Here is a 19,154-nt window from a genome sequence, read left to right as displayed (position 1 = left end):
CCCGGCGTCGGGCCGGGATCCGTGCCAGGTAACGGCCGGTACGCCTCACGGCGCGTTGGGATGCCAGATGATCGAAGAGAGCGTGAGCAAGGCGCTCAGGCAGATGACGGCGAAGGTGACGAGCCTGGCGCTCAGCACCGGGCCGTCCACTCGCGGCAGCCGGTCCATCCAGGGCGTACGCGTCGTTCCGCCGCCGCCTCCGCCGTCGTCCGCGTCGGCGTCGTCACCGTCGTCGAGGAACCAGGTGTTCTGCACCGTCTGCGGGGAGCCGTCCTGGGCGGCACCGCTCGCGGGCACACCCCACCCCGAAGCCGACGGGGCCGGGCGGGTGTCGCTCGCCGTCACGCCCCAGCCCGAAGCCGACGGCGCCGAACCGGTGCCGCTCGCGGGCGCCCCCCAGTCCGAAGCCGACGGCGCCGAAGCCGTATCGCTCGCGGACACGTTCCAGCCGGAGGCCGACGCCGCCGGTCCGGCATCGCTCGCAGGTGCGTCCCAGCCCGAAGCCGACGGCGCGGGTCCGGCGTTCCCGTCCGCCGGCCGGGCCGCCGCCTTCCCACTGTCCACCGCGGCGGTACGGCCCGGCGCGGCTCCCGGTGGCGCGTCCCAACCGGAAGCCGACGGGGCCGACCCAGTGCCGCCCGGTGGCGCGTCCCAGCCGGAAGCCGGCGGGGCCTGCGCGGCGGTACCGTCCGTCTGTCGGCCCGCTGGTCCCCTGGTGTCCGCCGCGGCGACACCGCCCGGCTTGGCTCCCGGTGGCGCGACGTCCATCCCGTTCCATGAGTCGAACGAGTCCCAGCCTTGGCCCTGCGACCCGCTCGACGGCGGGCCGACCGATGGGTTCCGTGGCGTGGCCGGCGCCTTCTCCGGCGCCACCGGCGGCTTCTTCGGGGTCGCCGGCGGCCTCCGCGGCGGCGCCGGTGGCTTCTTCGCCGTCACGGGCGGCTTCCGCGGTGGCTCCGGCGGCTTCCGCGGCGGCGCCGGCGGCTTCTTCGCCGTCACCGGCTGCTGTGGCGGCGCCGGCGGATTCTCCGAGGAAACGGACGGGAGGGGAGCGCCGAACTCCGCTCCGCCCCACGTGGCCGAGGGCTCGTTCGCGGTCTCCTCGGTGTCGTCAATGATGACCCAGGAGTCCTCCTCTGGAGGCTCCGGTCGGTTCGCCGCCCCACCCTGGTCGTTCATCGGTTCCCCCTCAGGCGACTTCCGCGATCGGCCCACGCAGTTTGGCCAGCGCCTTCTGCTGGATCTGCCGCACTCCTTCGCGCGAGAGCCCGAGCCTGTCGCCGATGAGATGGAGGGGCTCCTCCGGTTCGCCGTCCAGCCCGAACCTGCGGGTCAGGACATAGCGTTCGCGGGCGTCGAGACCCGGCAATCCGTGGTCGCTGACCGTACGCAGGTCGAATCGGAGCAGCACCTCATCCTCGACGCTCGGCGACGGGTCGGCCAGCCGCTCCGCCCACGGGGTCTCCTCTTCGCCGGAGCCGCCGCTCGGCGCATGCAGGCTGTCCAGCCTGGGCGCGTCCAGGACACGGCGCACCTGGGCCTCCGTGGTCCCCGCCCGCCGGGCGATGTCCGCGTAGTCGTAGGGAGCATCCGTTCCGAACTGGGCGGAGAACGCCTGTGTGGCCGCCAGGATCACCGGGCGCTTCTCGAAGTCACCGGGATTGAGATTCGGGTGGTCGGCGTCCCGCACCGCACGCAGGACCTCCCGCTGGATCGGCTTGAAAGCCCAGCTCGAGAAGGGCCCGCGGGACGGGTCGTAGGAGGAGATCGCCCACAGGAGACCGACCTTCCCGGCGCTCTCGAAGTCCTCACTGTGCTCGTTGCACTTCGAGGTGAACATCGCGACGTACCGGCGAACGAGACCGTAGTTCGCCGTCATGATCTCCAGGGTGACGTCTTCGAGTTCACGTTCGGTCCGCCGCAGCGCGGCCTCGGAGAAATCGTCGATCTCGCCGGCGTCGACCTTGGCGCGCAGGTCCGCGAGCAGCTCCCGAACCCGTATGCAGCGGGCGAAGAGCTCGTCGTTGCGGCTGCGGTAGTCGTCGTTGGCCCGGCGCTCACCACCGGACGGCTGCACGATGTCCAATCCCGGTCCTCCCGAAGCTAGTGCCGCACCCAGTTCTAAGGTGATCAACCGGGCTTTGGCTCCAAAATTGGAGGAGTGTTGACACGCCCGGCGAACGGGTGAAGGCGCTCAGTACGGGACGGATGGGCCGTCCGACGCCGGCCGGGGCAGCGAGATTCCAGGTGGAAGGCAGTATCCGTCGGCCACTGCGAGCCGACGTGCGTCCGGGGACGGCAAACGTCGTTGACAAAAAATTGATCTGCCGTGGACCTGCCGTTGATTCGGCGGTGACCGGATGGCAGGCGACGGCCGGGAACGCCGTCAGCGCATGTAGCGGCCGCCTCCGTAGCCGCCGCCGTAACCCCCGCCGAAGCCTCCGTACTTGAACATCCCGTCGTCGAAGAGCAGGGAGTAGACGGCGTAGACCACCACCCCCATGGCCGCCAGGCCGCCCAGGCCGATCCCAACGCCGCCCACGGACTTCAGCGGCGTCGCCGCCGCGGTGCAGACGTCGTGCTTGCACACGGCGTCCTTGTGGTTCTTGAGCCACTTGTCGGGCGGTGACGTCACCCGGACGTGCGGGGCACGGTCGATCAGCACCGCCGTCTGCCGCACTCCGTCCTCTTCCGCCGTAGCCCCCGGTTTGAACTCCTTGCCGAGGTGGATCGCGCGCCGGTCGCCGTAGATCGCGTTGGTGACCTTGCCCTCGAACCATGAACGGTTGGCGATGCAGATCAGCGCGACGATGCCCATGAGCGCCACGAACCCGGCGCCGACGAGCACGCCTCCGCAGCCCAGCCTCCTAGCGCGGTAGTACGGCACGACAAAGATCTGTCCGGAGTTCGGCCGCACGGCAACCCCGCCGACGGGTCTGTTTCTCCTCCGGGCGTCTCCGCAGTCCGTGGTCTCGTCCCGTTCCCGCACGTCGTACGGAGGCGGTGACCGCGCGGGACCGCGTCGATGACTGTCGGACCTGGGCCGTGAGGGTTCCTGGCGTGGCGCGCCCGTTTCCGAAAAGTGACCCGAGTCATCCGTGTCTGAGGGCGCGCAGGCGTTGCCGCTTCCGGTCTGCTCCGTACGGTCACTCATGTCCGATTCCAAACGAACGGACCGTACCGGGTTCCTCCCCGGACGTAACAACAAGGGAGTGGAAACACATGTCGAAAACCGAATCGCCACGCCTGGTCGGCGTGGTCCAATTGTTGGTCGCGATGATCACGACCAACTTGAGCAACGTGCTGCTCAAGGTACTCTCGGGGAAGCGGTTCGCCCCCTTGATGAGCGCCGGTCTGGTCACCGCCATCGGCGGTGCGCTGATGATCCTGCCCTTCAAGGTCGGGTACGACCGCTCCGCGGGGCGCAAGCTCGGCGCGTTCTCCGTCCGCTGGACGGGGTTCCGCTGGCGGGAACTGCGGGAGCACGGCTGGAAGATCCTGTTGTTCACGGCCGTGAGCTTCTTTCTCAACCTCTTCTACGGCGAGGGGGTCGTGAACTGCTCGCTGACCGTGTTCGTCGCTCTAGAAACGGCGGGCTTGCTGCTGACGCCGGCGCTCATCAGCGTGTTCGCGCCGCTGGCGCGGCGCCTGTGCGAGCCGCTGCTGTCGGCCCTGTTCAAGGACCGCAGCCCGCGTGGCTTCGAGGAGCCGTTCTTCACGAAGAAGAGCATCAAAGCCTTCCTGAAGAGCTTCAAGGCCTTCATCTGGCCGGGCGTCACGTTGGGCGGCGTCCTGCTCCTCACCCTGCCGGGTGAGGGGGCCCACACGAACCTGCTCGGGTTCATCTTCGCGTTCCTGACCGGCGCCGGCATGGCCGTCCGGCTCATGATGACGAAGAAGCTCCCGGACGGGACTGGCAACCTGGTTCGTGGCTGGTCCGGCTTCTTCGCCGGGCTCGGGCTGATGGCCTTCTCGCCCCTCGTCGAGACGAGCAACCCCGTCCTGTCGGGCTGGTTGGTCCTCGTCGTGCTGGCGGCGGCCCTGACCAACACCACGATCCCGAGCGTCATGGAGGTTTCCGCGACGCGGAACCTGAAGAACGCCGCCACCGTCGCCGTCATCCTGGCGGCGACTCCGGTGGTCGCCCTCGTGATCGCCTGCCTGCAGAACCTGCAGTGGCCGAGCAAGTTCGAATGGATCGCCATCCCCCTCGTGGTGCTGGGAGCCGTGGGAGCCGCTCGGTCCGACCGCGCCGAGCAGGAGGCACTGACGGCTCCGACGCAGGGGGACGCCCTTGCCGAGACGCAGGGGGACGCCCTTGCCGACGAGCCGGCCGACAACGCGGACGCCTCCACCGGGACGTCCTCCAACACCAAGCGGCCGAAGCCGCAGCGGAAGTCGAGGTCCAGCAAGAAGGCCCCGAGCTGGAAGAAGCACGCGGGACGCCGGAAAGCGGGCCGCCGCCGCCCGAGGCCGAAGAAGAAGCACTGACCGAGACAGGTGAGGGCCTGAGAATCACTGAGGCCCCGGGGAAACCCGGGGCTTCGCGCTGTCGGGGCGCGTATCGGGACACGCGGATACCCCGAACAGGGCTCAGCCCCGGGGGATCATCCCCGGGGCTGCTGTTCACTTCCGGCTCGTGCCTTCAGTCACTTCTTGCGGGCGTTCTTGGGCCGACGGACCTTCGCGCCCACCTAGATGTTCTAGCGCCGCCGGGCGTGCGCCTTGTCGTACCCGCGCCGCTTGCGCCAGGACTTCGCCCTCCGCTGCGGCTTCGGCTGCTTCTCCTTCTTCTCCACGTCCTCGTCGTCGTCGAAGACCGGCCACCCGGGGTCACCACCCGGCGTCATGTCCTCGTCCCTGAAGGCGTGGTGCATCTGCTTCTCCCTGGCCAGCTCTTCCTTCGAACCGGTGAGGGTCGCGCTGAGGACCGAGACCGCGAAGATCGTGCAGATCCCGGTCACGACCGAGGCACCCAGGGCCTGATGGAGGATCACCAGACCCACCAGACTGCTGAGCACCGGTCCGTTGGCCGACAGGAGGCCGGCCATCCTCTTGGGCAGGTGGAGCGGCCCCTGCGCGACGTAGTACAGGACCGCCCCGGCGACCGAGAGGAAGCCCGCGATGAGCCCCCGCGTGAAGACCTCCCAGGTCCAGTGGACCGTGAGGAGGGAGGGCGCTCCGATGATCAGGCCGGCCACCATCGAGATGACCGTTCCCTTGAGCTGGATGCCCGCGTGGGCCATCGCCTTTCCTGCCCCGATCATGACGGCTGAGCACACCGCGCCGCCCAGGGCGGCCAGCAGAGCCATACCGTCGATGTGCTGGCCCCAGGGGATCATCATGATCGCCCCAGCGGCCGACCCGAGCGGCAGGACGAGGGAGAGGATCTTCTTCGTGTCCCACCACTCGATCAGGTTCGCCTTGTTGCGGTTCCGCCACTCGATCAGCATGGCCTTGTCGATCGAACGGAGTTTCGTGATCAGGCCGCCGCTGGGAAGCGGCAGTCCGACGAGCGGCAGTCCGCGGAGAGCCAGGCCCGCGATCACCACGGACATGGTGATCCCGCCCATGGCGGTGATCGCGTTGCCGCTCGCGAACGGCAACTTGATCGTGTAGTACGAGGCCAGCAGGCCGGCGCCGTACCAGGCCGCCAGGAACGGCAGGACCGTCAGGATCCAGCGGTGCTTCTTGTCGTTCTCCCAGGCCACGAAGCGGCGCAGGAGCGTGTGCACCACGGGCTTGCCTTCGGTGCGGCGCAGCAGCCCCTTGAACGCCTTGTCACGCCGCTCGGTGAGCGGCATGGCCTCGCGCAGGGGCTTTTCGTTGATCCAGCGTTTCCCGGCGAACAGCAGCGCGATGGCGATCGGCGTGCTGAACACGTAGGAGATGGTGGTGGCCTGGATGGCCGCCAGCGCGTGGCTCGCCGTCAGCGGCTGCATGACGGCCGTCCCGGCCTTCTGGCTGACCGACCCGCCCAGGTGAGCGGTGGCGGCCACCAGCCAGACCGCTCCGGCCAATGCGCCGAGGAGCCAGTTGACCGCACGACGCGGGTGGCGGATGAGCAACCCGCAGGCGGAGCCGATCCGGCCGAGGAGCCGGTTCGGCAGCGGAGGGATTTCTCCCCTGTTATTTTTCATTTCAGTGCTTTCTTGTCCGTGTCGTCGCGCACGCTTTATGCGATGCGCGAGGTCTGCACTGCACTAATTCCGGCCATCGATGCCGAAGAAGAGTGCGTCGCAGCGCCCACAGTGACGGTCCGCAGGGACGCCCCCGTGGCAAGAGAACTTCAGGTGAACGCGACCCCAAGCGTCACGTACGAGAGATCGCCGCGGAGGTCGCACCACCCCTCGGCGGACACAGGCGGAATTCGCGCCCATACCTGGTTGCGGTGAGCGGCACCCCACGGACAGTCAGACCCCGACAAGAGTCCGCGCCGGATACAGCACCACACCCGGCGACTACAACGAAGGAGAGGTCGGCCATGGCTGACAAAGGACAGGCGACCGACACCGAGGCCACCCAGCCCCCGAAGCTGATCCTCAAGGCGGACCGCAAGCTCGTCGCCGCTCTCGAAGCCGCGGCCGATCGGGTCACCGCCGCCGAGAGGGAGCTCGCAGCCGCTCGCGAGGCCGCGGCCAAGGACGTCGAGGCCGCGGCGGACTTCAAGGCCGCCGCGGAGGCCGAGGTGGCCGCCGAGGGGGCCCGCAAGGACGCGCTGGAGGCGCTCCGGCAGAAGCACGAGACCCTCAAGCAGAAGCGCCGGGAGAGGCGCGCCAAGGAGTGGGAGCTGACCGTCTTCGGGAGGATCCTCGACCTCCTGGGCAAGCTCGTCTCCTCGCGCTGAACCACCGCCGTGTGGCGGCTCAACGGCCCGGCCCCCGCCACCTTCATGGTGGTCAAGGGGCCGGTTCCCTTTTCCCGGTGATCGGCCCTGGGTCACGGGACAGCCTCCCCATGATTTCTCTCGGCACTACCATGAGTGCGGTGATCACGGCGGTGCTCGAAATCGGTGTCTGGGGAGTGTTGGCGCTCGTCGCCTGCGGGGCCCTCATCCTGGCCGCCGACGCGCTGCTCACCCGGGAGATCGCGGTGTGCGTCGCCCGGCCGCCGCTCGAGCTTCCGCGCCTGGCCACGGAACGGCGGACGGCCGCCGCGGACCTGGCTCCGCTCGCCGACGACCTGCGGCGTGCGGCGCGGGCGAACCGGTTGGTGCTCACGATGCTGCTGCCCGCCGGCGACACACGGGTGGACGTGCCGGCCGACGGCCGTGGCCTGCGGCCGGATGACCACGGCGGGCTCACGGACCTCCGCCGCGACGGAGTCCCCCATCGAATTCCCCGCCGGGCGCTGCCGGACGGATGGCGAGCCGGCGTGTACCTCGGGATCCAGGCCGGTGACGGGCGGAACGCGGGCCTTCTCCTGATCGGCTGGACCCGGCCGACCGGCCCGTATCTGGCGTCCCGGATGGTCTCCGGCGTGCCGGGTGGAGCGCTGACGGGCGCGGCCCGGGCTCTGGGCGCGTTCTGGGACGACGTGTGGGATCGCCACGAGATCGAGAGGGAACGAGCTCGGCTGGACCTCACGGCCGCGGACGGTGCGGCGCAGAGAATCAGGGACGCGCGGCAACTGTTGCTGGACTCCATACGGCATGAGCTGCACGGCCCGCTGACCACGGTCCGCGGGCACGCCCAGTTGCTGGGCGCGCTGCTTCCGGACGACCCGGACGCGACGGACTCGATCGAGGCGATCCTCGACGCCGTCGAGATGATGCGCCACACCGTCAGGGGTCTTGCCGCCGTCGGCGCCTCGGATCCGTCCGCGCCGCCCGCCATGACGGCCGAACCGATCGACGTCACGGCGCTGCTACGCCGAACCGTGCGGACCATCCCGTCGGTGGCGGCGCGTACGCTGATCGACGTTTCTCCCGGCAGCACCGTACGCGCCGATCCGTGGGGATTGCGGCAGTGCCTGCTGGCGGCCCTCGGCAACGCCCAGAAGTACGCGCCCGACGGGAAGATCACCGTGACGGCGCGCGAGGTCGACTCCTACGGCGTCATCGGCGTCGCGGACGAAGGCCCCGGCATCCCCTGTGGCGAACGTGCCCACGTGCTGCGGCCGTACTATCGGACGCCCGCCGTGGGGGACGCTCCAGGCTCGGGGCTCGGGCTCTACATCGCGGACCTGCTGATGACCGCGATGGGCGGCCGGGTCGAACTGGTGACCGCCCCGTCCGGTGGCCTGCAGGTCGACTTCTGGGTCCCGCTCCCGTTAATCCGACCAGGCCGGTCAGCCGCCCACGAGGGCGGAGATGAGACCACGGAGCTCGTCGAGGTCGAACGGCTTGGGGAGGACACGGGTCAGGGAGCCGTCGTCCAGGTCGCCTGAGGTGCCCGCGGCGGCGGTGAGCACCAGCACGGGCAGACCCGCGGTACGGGCGTCGGCGCGAATCCGGGCCACGAGATCGGCCCCATCGATGTCCGGGAGCATCCGGTCCAGGATCAGCAGCCGCGGCAGGGCCGCGGTGGTGAGCCGGTGCCAGGCCTCGCCGCCGTCCCCGGCCAGGTCCGCCTCATGACCGGCACGTTCCATGATCATTTGGAGCAGTCGCCGGACACCGGGGTCGTCGTCGACGATGAGCACCCGCATCTGGTCTCCGGTCCGATGGGCATCCGTGGTTCAGACGCTACCAGCGCCCGGCCGGTGCCACAGTTCTCAAGAAATCTCGCAGGCCGGAGAGCGTCCGCCGGCGGCGCACAGCCACTTCACCGCGTCCGAGACGGAGCCGACCGGGACGATCCGCATCGTGCCGCCCCGCGCCGCCCGAACCGCGATGGCGCGCTGAAGGGCCGGCACGAAGAACACGTCCGCGTGGGCCGCCATCGCGGCCTTCACCTTCTCATCGACCTCGCCGACGGTGGTCACCGAGCCGTCGAGGGCGACTCCGCCCGTACCGGCGACGTGGCGCCCCCCGATCAGACCTCCCGAGCCCAGCGCGTCGACACGGGCGAGTGTCAGGATCAGCCCCGCCGACGGGCCCTGTACGACGCCGAGCGGATAAGTGGTCGCGGCGACTCTGGGATCCACCCGTACCCCGGTGAGCGAGGCGGCCGGTATCCGCTTGATCACGGAGGTCCCCAGCGACTCGCCGGAGACTCTGGGGGCCACGAGGACGCGCACGTTCGCCGGGTCTACCGTGGCGGACGACAGATCGGCCTGGTCGCGGAGCGGTGTCAGGTGCCGGGCGTCACCCGCGGCCAGGAGCAAGTCACCGGGGTGCAGCCCGCTCGTGGCCGTCGTTCCCGTCACCCCGGTCACCTGGAGCCCGGCGCTGCCGGTCGGTGTCCGTCCGCCGGCGAGTTGTGCGGCGACGAGCGCCGCCGTGGCCTGCGACCGGTCCATCGCCTCGGTCATCGACTGACTCGCCGCCGGGCTCGCCGCCCCGCGCACCCGGACCGTGCGTACCCCGTTGAATTCGGCCAGTGCCCACCGGAACCAGGTACTATGCCGCACGACCACCGTCGTGACCAGCCAGGATCCCCGCTCCGGCGAATCGATCCGGATCACCGGGCCGGGTTCGATCCGGTCGTACGGCGAACCGGTCAGGCCGAAGCCCGCGAGCATGAGCAGGGAGAGGATGACGGCGTAGCGTATGCGTCTGGTCTTTTCCCTGTCACGCGTTGTGGCATCTGCCATGATCAGCTCTTGTCGGGTTCAAGATCGCATTGGGTATTGTGAGGATCCGTGCCACAGGTTCTCCTCGTCGACGACGACCCGCGATTCGTCAAGGTGGTCGCCAGCCTTTTGAGCAGGCGCAACCTTCAGGTGAAGTCCGTGTCCAGCGGGGAGCTGGCCCGGCAGGCGCTGAGAAACGGGGACATCGACCTCGCTCTGCTCGACCTCAACCTCCCTGACATCGACGGACTGTCCCTCATTCACGAGCTGCGTGAAGAGGGAAACGACACGCCCGTGATCCTGCTGACCGCGCGCAGCAAGCCACACGAGCAGGTCCTCGGGCTGCGGCTCGGCGGCGACGACTACATCACGAAGCCGTTCGACCCCGAACTCCTGCTCGCTCGGATCCACGCGGTGCTGCGCCGTAGCGGCACGGGCCGGACGACGGACCGGGGGCGAAGCGACCTGGTGGACCTGTCGCCCGCCCTGGCCGGCCGTTCGCCCGTCCTGGTCGACCTGGCGGCGCGCCAGGTCTTCAGGGACGGGGTGGCGGTGCGGCTGGCCCCGATGGAGTACGCCGTGCTGGAGTTCCTGGTGCGCAACCGCGGCCGCGCGGTCTCCAAGGAGGAGATCATGGTGCAGGTGTGGGGCACCGACCGGGGCGTCTCTCGTACGCTGACCGAGCACATCTCCCGGTTGCGCCGCAAGCTCGGCGAGGGCCTGGTGGTGACCAGGACGGGGTACGGATACATCATTCCGACCGCTCCTGAGGGCCCCGCAGCCAGAGCTCAGTGACGAGGACGTTCTTCTTCTCCACCCGGCACCACATCTGGTGACGCTGGCTCTCCATGGTGGTGCGCCACCGGGCCATCCCCAGGTCGCGGCCGATTCCGTTCTTCGGCCGGGCCGGCCAGGGCAGCCCGACCTGCCGCCCCAGTCGTTCGATCTCGCTCCGGGTCAGGTGGGCGGAGACCGACCGTATGGTGTGGATCGTGTACTCCTCATGCCGCCGGACCGACACCTGCTGATGGACGAGGCCCAGTAGCGCGGCATGGGTGCGGAGCACGTCCCTGACCATCTGCTCCGCGAGTCCTCCGGGCCTCCGCTCCTCCTCGAGCTCTCCGAGCAGTCCGGCGAACCCGTCGATCGCCGAGGCGAGGAGTTCGGTGTCCTCCCCGGAGTCCTCGTCGGCGGCCTCGGCGAGCAGCCGAGCCGTGACCGCCGCGATCGACAGCTCGCCCTTCATCCGATGGACGAGGCCCAGGACGAACCGATCGTGCCACTCCTCCGGTCGCGTCTCCCCGTCATGGCGTACGAGGAGGGCGGACGTCCCGCTCAGCGGGATCGCGGTCAGCGGACCGCTGCTGAACACGGACTGCCAGGTCAGGGCCTGGCCGGCGAGGATGAGGGATTCCCGGTCCAGGGAATCCTCACCGTCACCGCTCAGATCTTCGACACCGCGGGGCGGGGACCCCGCCTTCGCGTGAACGACCGTGGGAAGCATCGTCGGATGTGATCTCAGACCTCGTCCGCCGAAGCCGGCGCGGCCACCTCGGCCTGATCCGCCTTGAGCCGGTCCATCGCCTTCCGCAGGTCGGTGCCGGCCTTGACGACCTGAACGTAGAGGCCGGTCAGCTGCCCGGCGAGCTGCGCGTTCAGGCCACCCGCGCCGATGCCGCCGGAGAGCTGGTGCTCCTCGACCGCCACGACCGCGTCATCGCGTTCGACGAGGACCTCGGTGACCGATACAGGACTCATCGCATTGCGCAGATAGGTCGCCCGGTCGCTGGAGTATTCGATGATCTCCAGCTTCTCCCTGCCGAACGCGCGGTTCAGCAGCCGCTCCGCGCCCTTGATCCGGCTGGCGCCCCGGCCGATGCAGGCGCCCCGGGCGTCGACCCCCAGAGTCGTCGGGGCCACGGCGACCTTCGCCTTGGTTCCGGCGACCCGTGCCACGTTCTTGATGACGACCTTTCCCGCGAGGATCTCGTCGACGAACCCCGACAGGATCCGCGCGACCAGTTCCGGCGAGGTCACCGACAGCAGCAGCCGCTCCGCGCCTTCCCGCTCCCCCTCCGCGATGCCGGTGACCAGGGCGATGAGGGTGTCTCCAGGCGCCAGCGGGGGCGGTGGCGTTCCCTCGGGCAGGTCGTACGTGTCGGCGTGCAGCAGGAGCGCGTTCCAGGCCCGTCCGCTGCCGGCGTCATAGACGGCGCAGGTGAATCCGTCAGGGCCGGTGCCCTTGATATGCGCGGTCACCGTCGTGCCGACGAGTGGTGACTCGAGCTCGAGCTCGCTCAGGATGGTTGACACGGTCATGGACCCTCTCGTTTGGCAGGCTCTGTGTCGCCTGGTCTCACCCGCACTCTAAGGCGTGGGCTCCTGACCTCTAAAGTCCGTGCGCTGCCGGTTTCGCAACCCGAAATCGTAAGACTTCCTCGCCTTCCGCCTCTCCGGGACCGCGAATCCCGGCCTCCATCGGCCACATCGCGTCGAGCCGCCCGGTCGCGTCCGGGTGTCCGGCCCGACCCGACACGCCCGACCGCGAACCACCCGCGCGCGGGCGAACGATTCCCTACTGTGGCCCGGCATGAGCGAGCGCAGCGAGCGAATCGGCAACGCAGCGCCTCTGGTCACTCCCCCGACGAAGGAGGCCGCATGAGCGAGCGCAGCGAGCGAATCGAGCTCGTCGAGGCGTCCTTCGACGATCCGATCGTGACCGGCCTGCACGCCGAGCAGGCGGCCGAACCGGCCGCCCGGTTCCGCGACGCGGTCGGCCGCCGCTCGCCGGCCGAGCCGGGAACCATCTTCCTGGTCGCCCGCGCCCGCATGACGCTGATCGGCTGTGTCGGGCTGCGCTGGGTGAGCGGTGCGGGGACCGATGGGGGCGGGCCGTCATCCGCCGATCAGATCGCCGAGGTCGGCCACGTCTACGTACGGCCGGACTTCCGCCGCTTGGGAGTGTCCCGGCTGCTGCTGCGGGCCGCGGAGGACCTCGCTCGACGGCGCGGCTGCCGGATCGCGCGTCTCGTGGCCGTCGACCCGCGCGACGCGGGGCTGTGCGAGTTCAGCGGGTACGTCCCCATTCAGCCGTTCGGCCCGCAGCTCGTGCGAAGCGGCTGCTTCGAGAAGAGACTGCGGGCCGAGACCGGCCGCTGACCCGGCTCGGGCGGGCCGCGACCGGCCGAGGCGGTCTCAGCGGGATGACGCGGCGTCCCCCGCCGAGCGGCTCAGGCGGACTCGCGGAGGGCGACCCGGGCGTGGAGGCGCCGGAGCGGGCTCGGCAGCCACCAGTTGGCCCGGCCGAGGAGCCGCATCGTCGCGGGCACCAGCAGCGCCCGTACGAGGGTGGCGTCGACGACCACGGCGACGAGGAGTCCGACGCCGATGAGCTTGATGAAGGAGATCCCCGACGTCGTGAACGCGGCGATCACGACGGCCAGCAGGAGGGCGGCGTTGGTGATGATCCGGCCGGTGCTCTGCAGCCCGGCGGCCACCGCGACGGTGTTGTCCCCCGTCCGCTGCCATTCCTCCCGGACCCGGCTGAGCAGGAACAGTTCGTAGTCCATCGACAGCCCGAACGCCACGGCGAGGATCAGCACCGGCTGCGACGCCTCGACCGTGCCGGTGGAGGTGAAGCCGAGCACGCCCGCGAGGTGGCCGTCCTGGAAGCCCCAGACCATCACGCCGAACGCGGCGCTCAGCGACAGCGCGTTCATCACCAGCGCCTTGAGCGGCAGGAGGATCGAGCCCAGCGCCGCGAACAGCAGCGCGAACGTCACCACGCCGACGAACAGGGCGGCCCGGGGCAGGACGTGGCCCAGGCTGCTCAGCATGTCCGTCAGCTCGGCCGTCTCCCCGCCGACGTACACCGTGCCCGGCGCGGGCAGCGACCGGATCCGTTCCACCAGGTCGCGGGCCTGCCGGGACTGCCGGTCGGCGCCGTACCGGACGGCGACGCGGGTCACGTCCCGGCCGGTGTCGGCGATCTCCGCCGCGGTGACCCCGGGCACGGCGCGCAGCCGGTCGACGTAGGCGTCGACCTGCGGGCGGGACACACCGCCGGTCACCACGACGTCGATCGGCGAGAGCGAGCCGTGCGCGAAGTCGCGGTCGAGGGCCGTCGCCACCGTACGGCTCTCGGCGCCGCTCGGCAGTGCGCGGACGTCCACGCTGCCGAAGCGGATGCCGAGGAAGGGCGCGCCGAGCGCGAGCAGCACGACCGTCGCCCCCACCGCGTACGCCACGGGGCGGCGCATGACGCTGTGCGCGAGCCGGAACCACGCTCCGCGCCCCTCCCGGTCGCCTTGCCGCCGTGGCAGCACGCGGAGAGCGTCGACCCGGCGGCCGAGGACCGCGAGCAGGGACGGCAGGACGGTGAGGGCGGCCACCATGTCGACGAGCACCACCGCGATGCCGCCGAGCCCCATCGACCGCAGGAACATCTGCGGGAAGAGCAGCAGGCCGCCGAACGCGATGGCGACCGTCACGCCCGAGAACGCGACGGTGCGGCCCGCGGTCGCCAGCGTGCGCGTGAGCGCCTCCCGTTCGGAGTCCGTCCGGCCGAGCTCCTCGCGGAAGCGCGTCACGATGAACAGCGAGTAGTCGATGGCCAGGCCGAGCCCGAGCATGGTGATGATGTTGACGGCGAACGTGGACACGTCCGTGGTCATGGCGGCCACGCGCAGGACGGTGAACGCGCCGAGGATGGCGACGACGCCGATGGCGAGCGGGAGCAGCGCGGACACCACGCTCCCGAAGATGATCACGAGCAGCACCAGGAGGATCGGCATCGAGATCATCTCGGCGCGCGCCAGGTCCTTGGAGGTCTGTTCGTGGAGCTGGCTGTTCACGGCGACCGTGCCGCCGCGCAGCGTGGTCAGGCCCGGAGCGGTGAACCCGTCCCGGATCTTCTCGTACGTCTTGACCCGCGCGAACACGTCGGCGCCGCTCAGCCGCACGGCGACGTAGGTGGCGTGCCGGTCACGCGAGACGAACGCCGGCGAGCTGGTGTTCCAGAAGGTCGTGACACCCCGGACCTGGTCGTGGGGCAGCCGGGCGAGGGTACCGGTGACGGCGTCGCGGAAGGCCGGATCGTCCACGGTGCGGGACGCGCTCTCGTAGAGCACGACCAGGTCTCCGGCGGGCGGGCCGATCCGCTCGTTGATGAGCGCGGTGGCCCGGGCCGACTCCGAATGCGGGTCCTCGAAGCCGCCGCTCTTGAGCAAGCCGAAGACCTGTGTGCCCCAGACGGCGGCGATGACGACGAAGACCGCGGCCGCGGCCAGCACCCACCGACGTCGGCGGTGCATCAGGCGGCCGGATGACTCGAGCATGGGTCCGCTCCCCGAGATAATGTGTGGTAACAGCGATCAGCAGAGTGAACACCGTTTACGGTGAACATCGTAAACTGAAGCATACGCCGTTAACTAGCGTCAAGGAGAAGAGTGACGACCCGCCGCGAACGCCTGCGCGAGGCCACGGTGCGTGAGATCCAGGAGGCGGCACGTCAGCACCTGCGGGCCCACGGCCCCGCGGGCATCTCCCTGCGGGCCATCGCCCGCGACATGGGCATGACCGCCCCGGCGCTCTACCGCTACTACGCGAGCCTGAACGACCTCGTCACGGCCATGATCGAGAGCTACAAGGCGGAGATCGGCGAGGCGCTGGAGGCCGCCCGGGACGCCGTGCCCGCCGACGACCTCGGCGGCCGCCTCGCCGCCGCGGCGCGGGCGTTCCGCCGCTGGGCGCTGGACCACCGGCCGGAGTTCACGATGGTCTTCGGCGCTCCTCCGCCCGGCTACGAACCGCGGGCGGAAGGTGAGATCCCTTCGGTGGACGGTCTCGGCATGGTCTTCTTCACGCTGCTCACCGACCTGTGGCGGCGCGAGCGGTTCCCCATTCCGGCCGACGAGGACATCCCGGCCGGGCTACGCGAGCAGCTCGAGCACTTCAGCACGTCCTGCGGTCTCGACCGCGCCGGCCTGCCGCTCGGCCTGATCCGGGTCTTCGTGGGCTGCTGGGTCCGGCTCTATGGGCTCGTCGCGATGGAGGCGTTCGGGCACGTCCACTTCGTACTCGACGACGCCGAGCCGCTGTTCGAGGCGGAGCTCGCCGAGGTGTCCGCGATACTCGGCATCGCGCGGCCGCTCCCTCCGGGTCACAGCCCTTCGGCGAGCGCCGCCCAGAACGCCGCCTCGTAGGCGTGCAGCAGGCGGGCGGCCCGCAACGCCTCCCGCGGCTCCTCACCGGCCGTCAGGCCCTGCTCGATGACGGCGGTGGCCTGCTCGGCGAAGCCGGGCGGCGGAGCGGCGAAGTACCGGAAGAAGGCGACGGCCTCCTCGGCGAGGCCGTACCGCGCCGTCAGGGCGTCCGCCGCCCGCCCGCAGTAGGCGCCCCACTCCTGGAGGTTGGCCAGCATCGCGAGGGCGAGGCCGCTCCGCGTGCCGGACAGCGCGCACCACGCGAGGTACGCGGGGTAGGCCTGAGCGAGGGGACGCGGCTCGTACGCCCGAAGGTCCTCCTCCGTCCGGCCGAGGGCTGTGGCGAACCCCGTCAGCAGGCCCAGCGCGGTGCCCTCACCGCCCGCCAGCGCCAGGAACAGGTCGCCCGCCGGCGGTTCGGGGAACCGGGCGGCGATGAGGGCGAAGCTGCGGCGGTCGCTGCTCACGATGTGCCACTGCTCCCCCGCCAGCCAGGTCAGCCGCTCGCGCGGCACGGCCGCCGCCTCCAGGAGCTCGAGGAAGCGGTTGCCTCCCGGCGGGTTCTCCGCGCGGGCGCGGCGGACGAGGTCCTCGGCGGCGCTCATGCAGCCTCCCTCATGCCTCCACGCGACCATGCGGCGTCAGGCGCGTCAATCGGAACCCGCCGTCTCGGCGGTCCGGTTCCGACCGTCCTCGGCGGGCCGGACGGGAGGCCGCCCGTTCAGGCCGAGGCGCTCGCGGATCTCCCGCTGCACGGTCTCCGGATCATGCCGGGCGTCGACGGCGAAGACGTACTCCTTGCGGCGGAACAGTTCCAGGACCGGGTCGGTCTTGTCGTGGTAGTCGCGCAGGCGGGCCGCGAGCGCCTCCGGCGTGTCGTCCTCGCGGGTGACCAGCTCGCCGTTGCACACGTCGCAGCGGTCAGCTCGTTTCGGACGGTCCTCGATGAGGTTGTAGTCCATGCCGCAGACGGAGCACAGCCGCCGGGACAGGACCCGGCGGCGTACCTCGGAGTCCGGCAGGTCGAGGTAGATCACGCCGTCGATGTCGTAGCTCTCCAGGAAGAACTCGGCCTGGCGTCGGCTGCGCGGGAACCCGTCGATGATGAAGCCGTAGTTCCAGTCGTGCTGCTCCAGCCGGTCGCGCACGATCCGTTCGACGAGGTCGTCGCCGACCAGTTCCCCGGCCGCCATGACCCGGCGGACCTGAGCGCCGATCTTCGTGTGCTGCTTGACGTGCCACCGGAAGATGTCGCCGACGCTGATCTGCACCAGGTCGAAGTCGCGGGCCAGCGCGGCGGCCTGGGTGCTCTTACCGCTTCCCGGCACGCCCATGATCACGTACTTCCGCATCGTCAGCAGAATGGCACAGCTCACGCTCCGCTGTCAGCCCGGATGAGAATGGACACGCCGATCGGAGTTCCGGCTCGCTTCCACGACAGTTGAGTACTGACCAAAACCCAGGGCTAATCCCGGAGAATCGTATGCGCCCGGCAATTCTCCGAGGCTTTGCCCCGCCTTGTGGTTTCCCACACTTACGCCTCACCGGTACACCGATAGAAAGGAGGCCGAACGGAGCCGAGGAGTTGGGGGGACGTCATGGCCCGTTCCACACCGACATTCGATCCGGAGGGTCTCACCATCGAGCAGCGCTGGGGCGAGGCGTGCGTGATCTGCCACAAGAAGTGGCCTCGACCACGCGTCCACGTCGGCCGGCTGCCGGATGACTCTCGTGTGTTCGCCTGCGACGACTGCGCCCCGGCGCTGCGCATCCCGATCCAGCAGAACCGGGGCCGGCGCGCGAAGATCAGGGCTTAACCGGAAAGGAGCGTCCCGGGTCCGGGGGGAGCCCGGGGCGCCCGATGAGAGACGCGCGCTCGGCGGGGGCGGCCGAGCGCGCGTCTCCTCGTCTCAGGGCCGGGGACTCAGTTTCGGGCGGTCTGCCAGGCGCGGGCCCAGGCGGCGTAGTCCGTACAGCCCTCACCGTTCCCGCCACAGTCCTCCGTCGGCGTACGAGAGAAGACGATCTTGTTCAGGTAGGCCCGGTCGCCGACGTGGTACGCGCTGCAGAACTGCGGGCGCAGCCGGTCGTGGCCGCACGCCTCGGGGTTGGCCGGGGCGACACCGTCCCACTCGGCCGCCTGCTGCTGCACCTCAGGGGAGCTCACCCAGTTCAGCCACTGGTACATGCAGTTCGGATGGTCCGCCCGGGCGCCGATCATCCAGGCGTCCATCCAGCCGGTGACGCCCTCGCGCGGCGTCACTCCGGCGACGGAGCGGCCGCTCCGGCTGAGCACGTCGACCTGGTACGGCCAGGCCTGGGCCAGCGCGGCCTGCCCGTCGGCGAACGGGGCGATGGCGTCGGACGGGTTGAGCCAGTAGGTGCTGACATACGGGTGCTGCTGGGCGATCACCGAGGCGGCCGCGGCGAGCTGCTTGGCGGTCAGCGCGTACGGGTCCTTGATGTGCAGCTTGGGCTGGTGCGCCTTGAGGTAGAGGGCGACGTCGCCGAGCGTCAGCGGGCTGTCGCGGACGATCAGGCGGCCGGAGTACTTCTTGGCCTCCGCCGGGTCGAACAGCGCGCCCCAGCTGTCCGGCGCCTGGTGCACGGCCCGCTGGTCGTACATGAGGAGGTTCGCCCCCCAGGTGAAGGGCACCCCGTAGGGCTTGCCGCCCTTGGTCACCTGCGCGCGGAGGACCGGTTCGAGGTCCTTATAGCCGTCGATGAGGTCGGGGTTGACCGGCACGACCTGGCGGTCGGCCACGAGTTGCCCGGCGATCTCCGGGGGCGCCGCGATGCCGTCGTAGTGCAGGTTCGGCTTGGACATCAGCTGCAGCATCTCTTGCGGGTTCGCCGCGTACTTGATGTCCACCCGGCACCGGGTCTTCTTCTGGAACGGGGTGATCCAGTCGACCCGAGGGTCGTTGGAACCGTCCTCGGCGTAGCCGCTCCACGTCAGCAGGGCGACCGAGCCCTCGCCCGGGCCGAGGGTGTCCGCCGCCCGGACGACCTCTTTCTTCGTCGTGGGGGTGCCGCCGCCTCCGCTGCAGCCGGCCAGGCCGAGCACGCCGGCCAGCACGGTGGCCCACACGGCTGCCGTGCGCCGTCGTGAACGCCTCATGCCGCTCCTGTCCTCATCCGAAAACACGTCTGCCGCGAGCGTAACGACATGAGCGGTCCGGTGCGGACGGGACCCGGGAGGTAGCCGGCGGGCCCGGGAGGTGAAGAGATGGAGGTCCGGGCAACCGTGCCGGGGGCTACACGGTTGCCCGGACT

The 19,154-nt window shown here is 70.2% G+C and carries 19 protein-coding genes; 7 read left to right on the top strand and 12 right to left on the bottom strand.

What is annotated here, in order from left to right:
- Positions 1-45: 45 nt before the first annotated feature.
- From AB0L00_RS26035 to AB0L00_RS26025, 3 genes are all read right to left on the bottom strand, one after another.
- A complete protein-coding gene (locus AB0L00_RS26035) occupies positions 46-297 on the bottom strand; it encodes a hypothetical protein (RefSeq protein WP_364439120.1) in 252 nt (83 codons plus the stop codon).
- An 892-nt stretch (positions 298-1,189) separates the two neighbouring features.
- The gene (locus tag AB0L00_RS26030; protein ID WP_364439524.1) at positions 1,190-2,077 is read right to left on the bottom strand and encodes a sigma-70 family RNA polymerase sigma factor; all 888 of its coding nucleotides are present in this window, start codon (positions 2,075-2,077) and stop codon (positions 1,190-1,192) included.
- 309 nt (positions 2,078-2,386) lie between these two features.
- Complete coding sequence (locus AB0L00_RS26025) at positions 2,387-2,887, bottom strand: hypothetical protein (RefSeq protein WP_364439117.1); 501 nt, start codon at positions 2,885-2,887, stop codon at positions 2,387-2,389.
- Positions 2,888-3,222: 335 nt separating this feature from the next.
- Here AB0L00_RS26025 and AB0L00_RS26020 point away from each other — a divergent pair, with 335 nt between their 5' ends.
- Complete coding sequence (locus AB0L00_RS26020) at positions 3,223-4,491, top strand: DMT family transporter (RefSeq protein ID WP_364439114.1); 1,269 nt, start codon at positions 3,223-3,225, stop codon at positions 4,489-4,491.
- 212 nt (positions 4,492-4,703) lie between these two features.
- Here AB0L00_RS26020 and AB0L00_RS26015 read toward each other — a convergent pair whose 3' ends face one another.
- Positions 4,704-6,140 carry a hypothetical protein gene (locus AB0L00_RS26015; RefSeq protein ID WP_364439111.1) on the bottom strand — a complete coding sequence of 479 codons (1,437 nt, stop codon included), beginning with the start codon at positions 6,138-6,140 and terminating at the stop codon, positions 4,704-4,706.
- 344 nt (positions 6,141-6,484) lie between these two features.
- Here AB0L00_RS26015 and AB0L00_RS26010 point away from each other — a divergent pair, with 344 nt between their 5' ends.
- Both AB0L00_RS26010 and AB0L00_RS26005 read left to right on the top strand, forming a co-directional pair.
- A complete protein-coding gene (locus tag AB0L00_RS26010; RefSeq protein WP_364439108.1) occupies positions 6,485-6,847 on the top strand; it encodes a hypothetical protein in 363 nt (120 codons plus the stop codon).
- Positions 6,848-6,987: 140 nt separating this feature from the next.
- Positions 6,988-8,388, top strand: a complete 1,401-nt coding sequence (locus tag AB0L00_RS26005) for an ATP-binding protein (protein WP_364439105.1) — start codon at positions 6,988-6,990, stop codon at positions 8,386-8,388.
- Here AB0L00_RS26005 and AB0L00_RS26000 read toward each other — a convergent pair.
- Positions 8,290-8,649 carry a response regulator gene (locus AB0L00_RS26000; protein WP_364439102.1) on the bottom strand — a complete coding sequence of 120 codons (360 nt, stop codon included), beginning with the start codon at positions 8,647-8,649 and terminating at the stop codon, positions 8,290-8,292. The two genes, AB0L00_RS26005 and AB0L00_RS26000, sit on opposite strands and share 99 nt — an antisense overlap.
- A gap of 66 nt (positions 8,650-8,715) precedes the next feature.
- Positions 8,716-9,696 carry a S16 family serine protease gene (locus AB0L00_RS25995; RefSeq protein ID WP_364439099.1) on the bottom strand — a complete coding sequence of 327 codons (981 nt, stop codon included), beginning with the start codon at positions 9,694-9,696 and terminating at the stop codon, positions 8,716-8,718.
- A 48-nt stretch (positions 9,697-9,744) separates the two neighbouring features.
- Between AB0L00_RS25995 and AB0L00_RS25990 the strand changes: the two genes are divergently transcribed.
- Positions 9,745-10,470 carry a response regulator transcription factor gene (locus tag AB0L00_RS25990; protein ID WP_345361399.1) on the top strand — a complete coding sequence of 242 codons (726 nt, stop codon included), beginning with the start codon at positions 9,745-9,747 and terminating at the stop codon, positions 10,468-10,470.
- Here AB0L00_RS25990 and AB0L00_RS25985 read toward each other — a convergent pair.
- Positions 10,427-11,179, bottom strand: coding sequence for a hypothetical protein (locus AB0L00_RS25985; protein ID WP_364439096.1), 753 nt, complete (start codon positions 11,177-11,179; stop codon positions 10,427-10,429). The two genes, AB0L00_RS25990 and AB0L00_RS25985, sit on opposite strands and share 44 nt — an antisense overlap.
- Before the next feature lie 14 nt (positions 11,180-11,193).
- On the bottom strand, positions 11,194-11,994 hold the full coding sequence (locus AB0L00_RS25980; protein ID WP_345361393.1) for a hypothetical protein: 801 nt from the start codon (positions 11,992-11,994) through the stop codon (positions 11,194-11,196).
- A 339-nt stretch (positions 11,995-12,333) separates the two neighbouring features.
- Between AB0L00_RS25980 and AB0L00_RS25975 the strand changes: the two genes are divergently transcribed.
- Positions 12,334-12,834 (top strand): GNAT family N-acetyltransferase, encoded by a 501-nt coding sequence (locus AB0L00_RS25975; RefSeq protein WP_364439093.1) that lies wholly within the window; start codon positions 12,334-12,336, stop codon positions 12,832-12,834.
- A gap of 71 nt (positions 12,835-12,905) precedes the next feature.
- Here the strand turns inward: AB0L00_RS25975 and AB0L00_RS25970 are convergent, their stop codons facing one another.
- Positions 12,906-15,011 carry an MMPL family transporter gene (locus AB0L00_RS25970; protein WP_364439090.1) on the bottom strand — a complete coding sequence of 702 codons (2,106 nt, stop codon included), beginning with the start codon at positions 15,009-15,011 and terminating at the stop codon, positions 12,906-12,908.
- A gap of 111 nt (positions 15,012-15,122) precedes the next feature.
- Here AB0L00_RS25970 and AB0L00_RS25965 point away from each other — a divergent pair, with 111 nt between their 5' ends.
- On the top strand, positions 15,123-15,878 hold the full coding sequence (locus tag AB0L00_RS25965; protein ID WP_364439087.1) for a TetR/AcrR family transcriptional regulator: 756 nt from the start codon (positions 15,123-15,125) through the stop codon (positions 15,876-15,878).
- On the opposite strand, the gene AB0L00_RS25960 is transcribed toward AB0L00_RS25965, so the two are convergent.
- Positions 15,836-16,483: a hypothetical protein gene (locus AB0L00_RS25960; RefSeq protein WP_364439084.1), complete on the bottom strand. Its 648-nt coding sequence runs from the start codon at positions 16,481-16,483 to the stop codon at positions 15,836-15,838. The two genes, AB0L00_RS25965 and AB0L00_RS25960, sit on opposite strands and share 43 nt — an antisense overlap.
- A gap of 45 nt (positions 16,484-16,528) precedes the next feature.
- On the bottom strand, positions 16,529-17,230 hold the full coding sequence (locus AB0L00_RS25955; protein ID WP_364439082.1) for a nucleoside monophosphate kinase: 702 nt from the start codon (positions 17,228-17,230) through the stop codon (positions 16,529-16,531).
- A 246-nt stretch (positions 17,231-17,476) separates the two neighbouring features.
- Here AB0L00_RS25955 and AB0L00_RS25950 point away from each other — a divergent pair, with 246 nt between their 5' ends.
- A complete protein-coding gene (locus AB0L00_RS25950) occupies positions 17,477-17,695 on the top strand; it encodes a hypothetical protein (protein WP_364439079.1) in 219 nt (72 codons plus the stop codon).
- A 107-nt stretch (positions 17,696-17,802) separates the two neighbouring features.
- Here AB0L00_RS25950 and AB0L00_RS25945 read toward each other — a convergent pair whose 3' ends face one another.
- Positions 17,803-18,999: an extracellular solute-binding protein gene (locus AB0L00_RS25945; RefSeq protein ID WP_364439076.1), complete on the bottom strand. Its 1,197-nt coding sequence runs from the start codon at positions 18,997-18,999 to the stop codon at positions 17,803-17,805.
- Positions 19,000-19,154: the final 155 nt, after the last annotated feature.

Source organism: Actinoallomurus sp. NPDC052308 (genome assembly GCF_040679195.1).
GTDB lineage: Bacteria > Actinomycetota > Actinomycetes > Streptosporangiales > Streptosporangiaceae > Actinoallomurus > Actinoallomurus liliacearum.
This window is presented reverse-complemented; position numbering and strand designations above follow the sequence as displayed.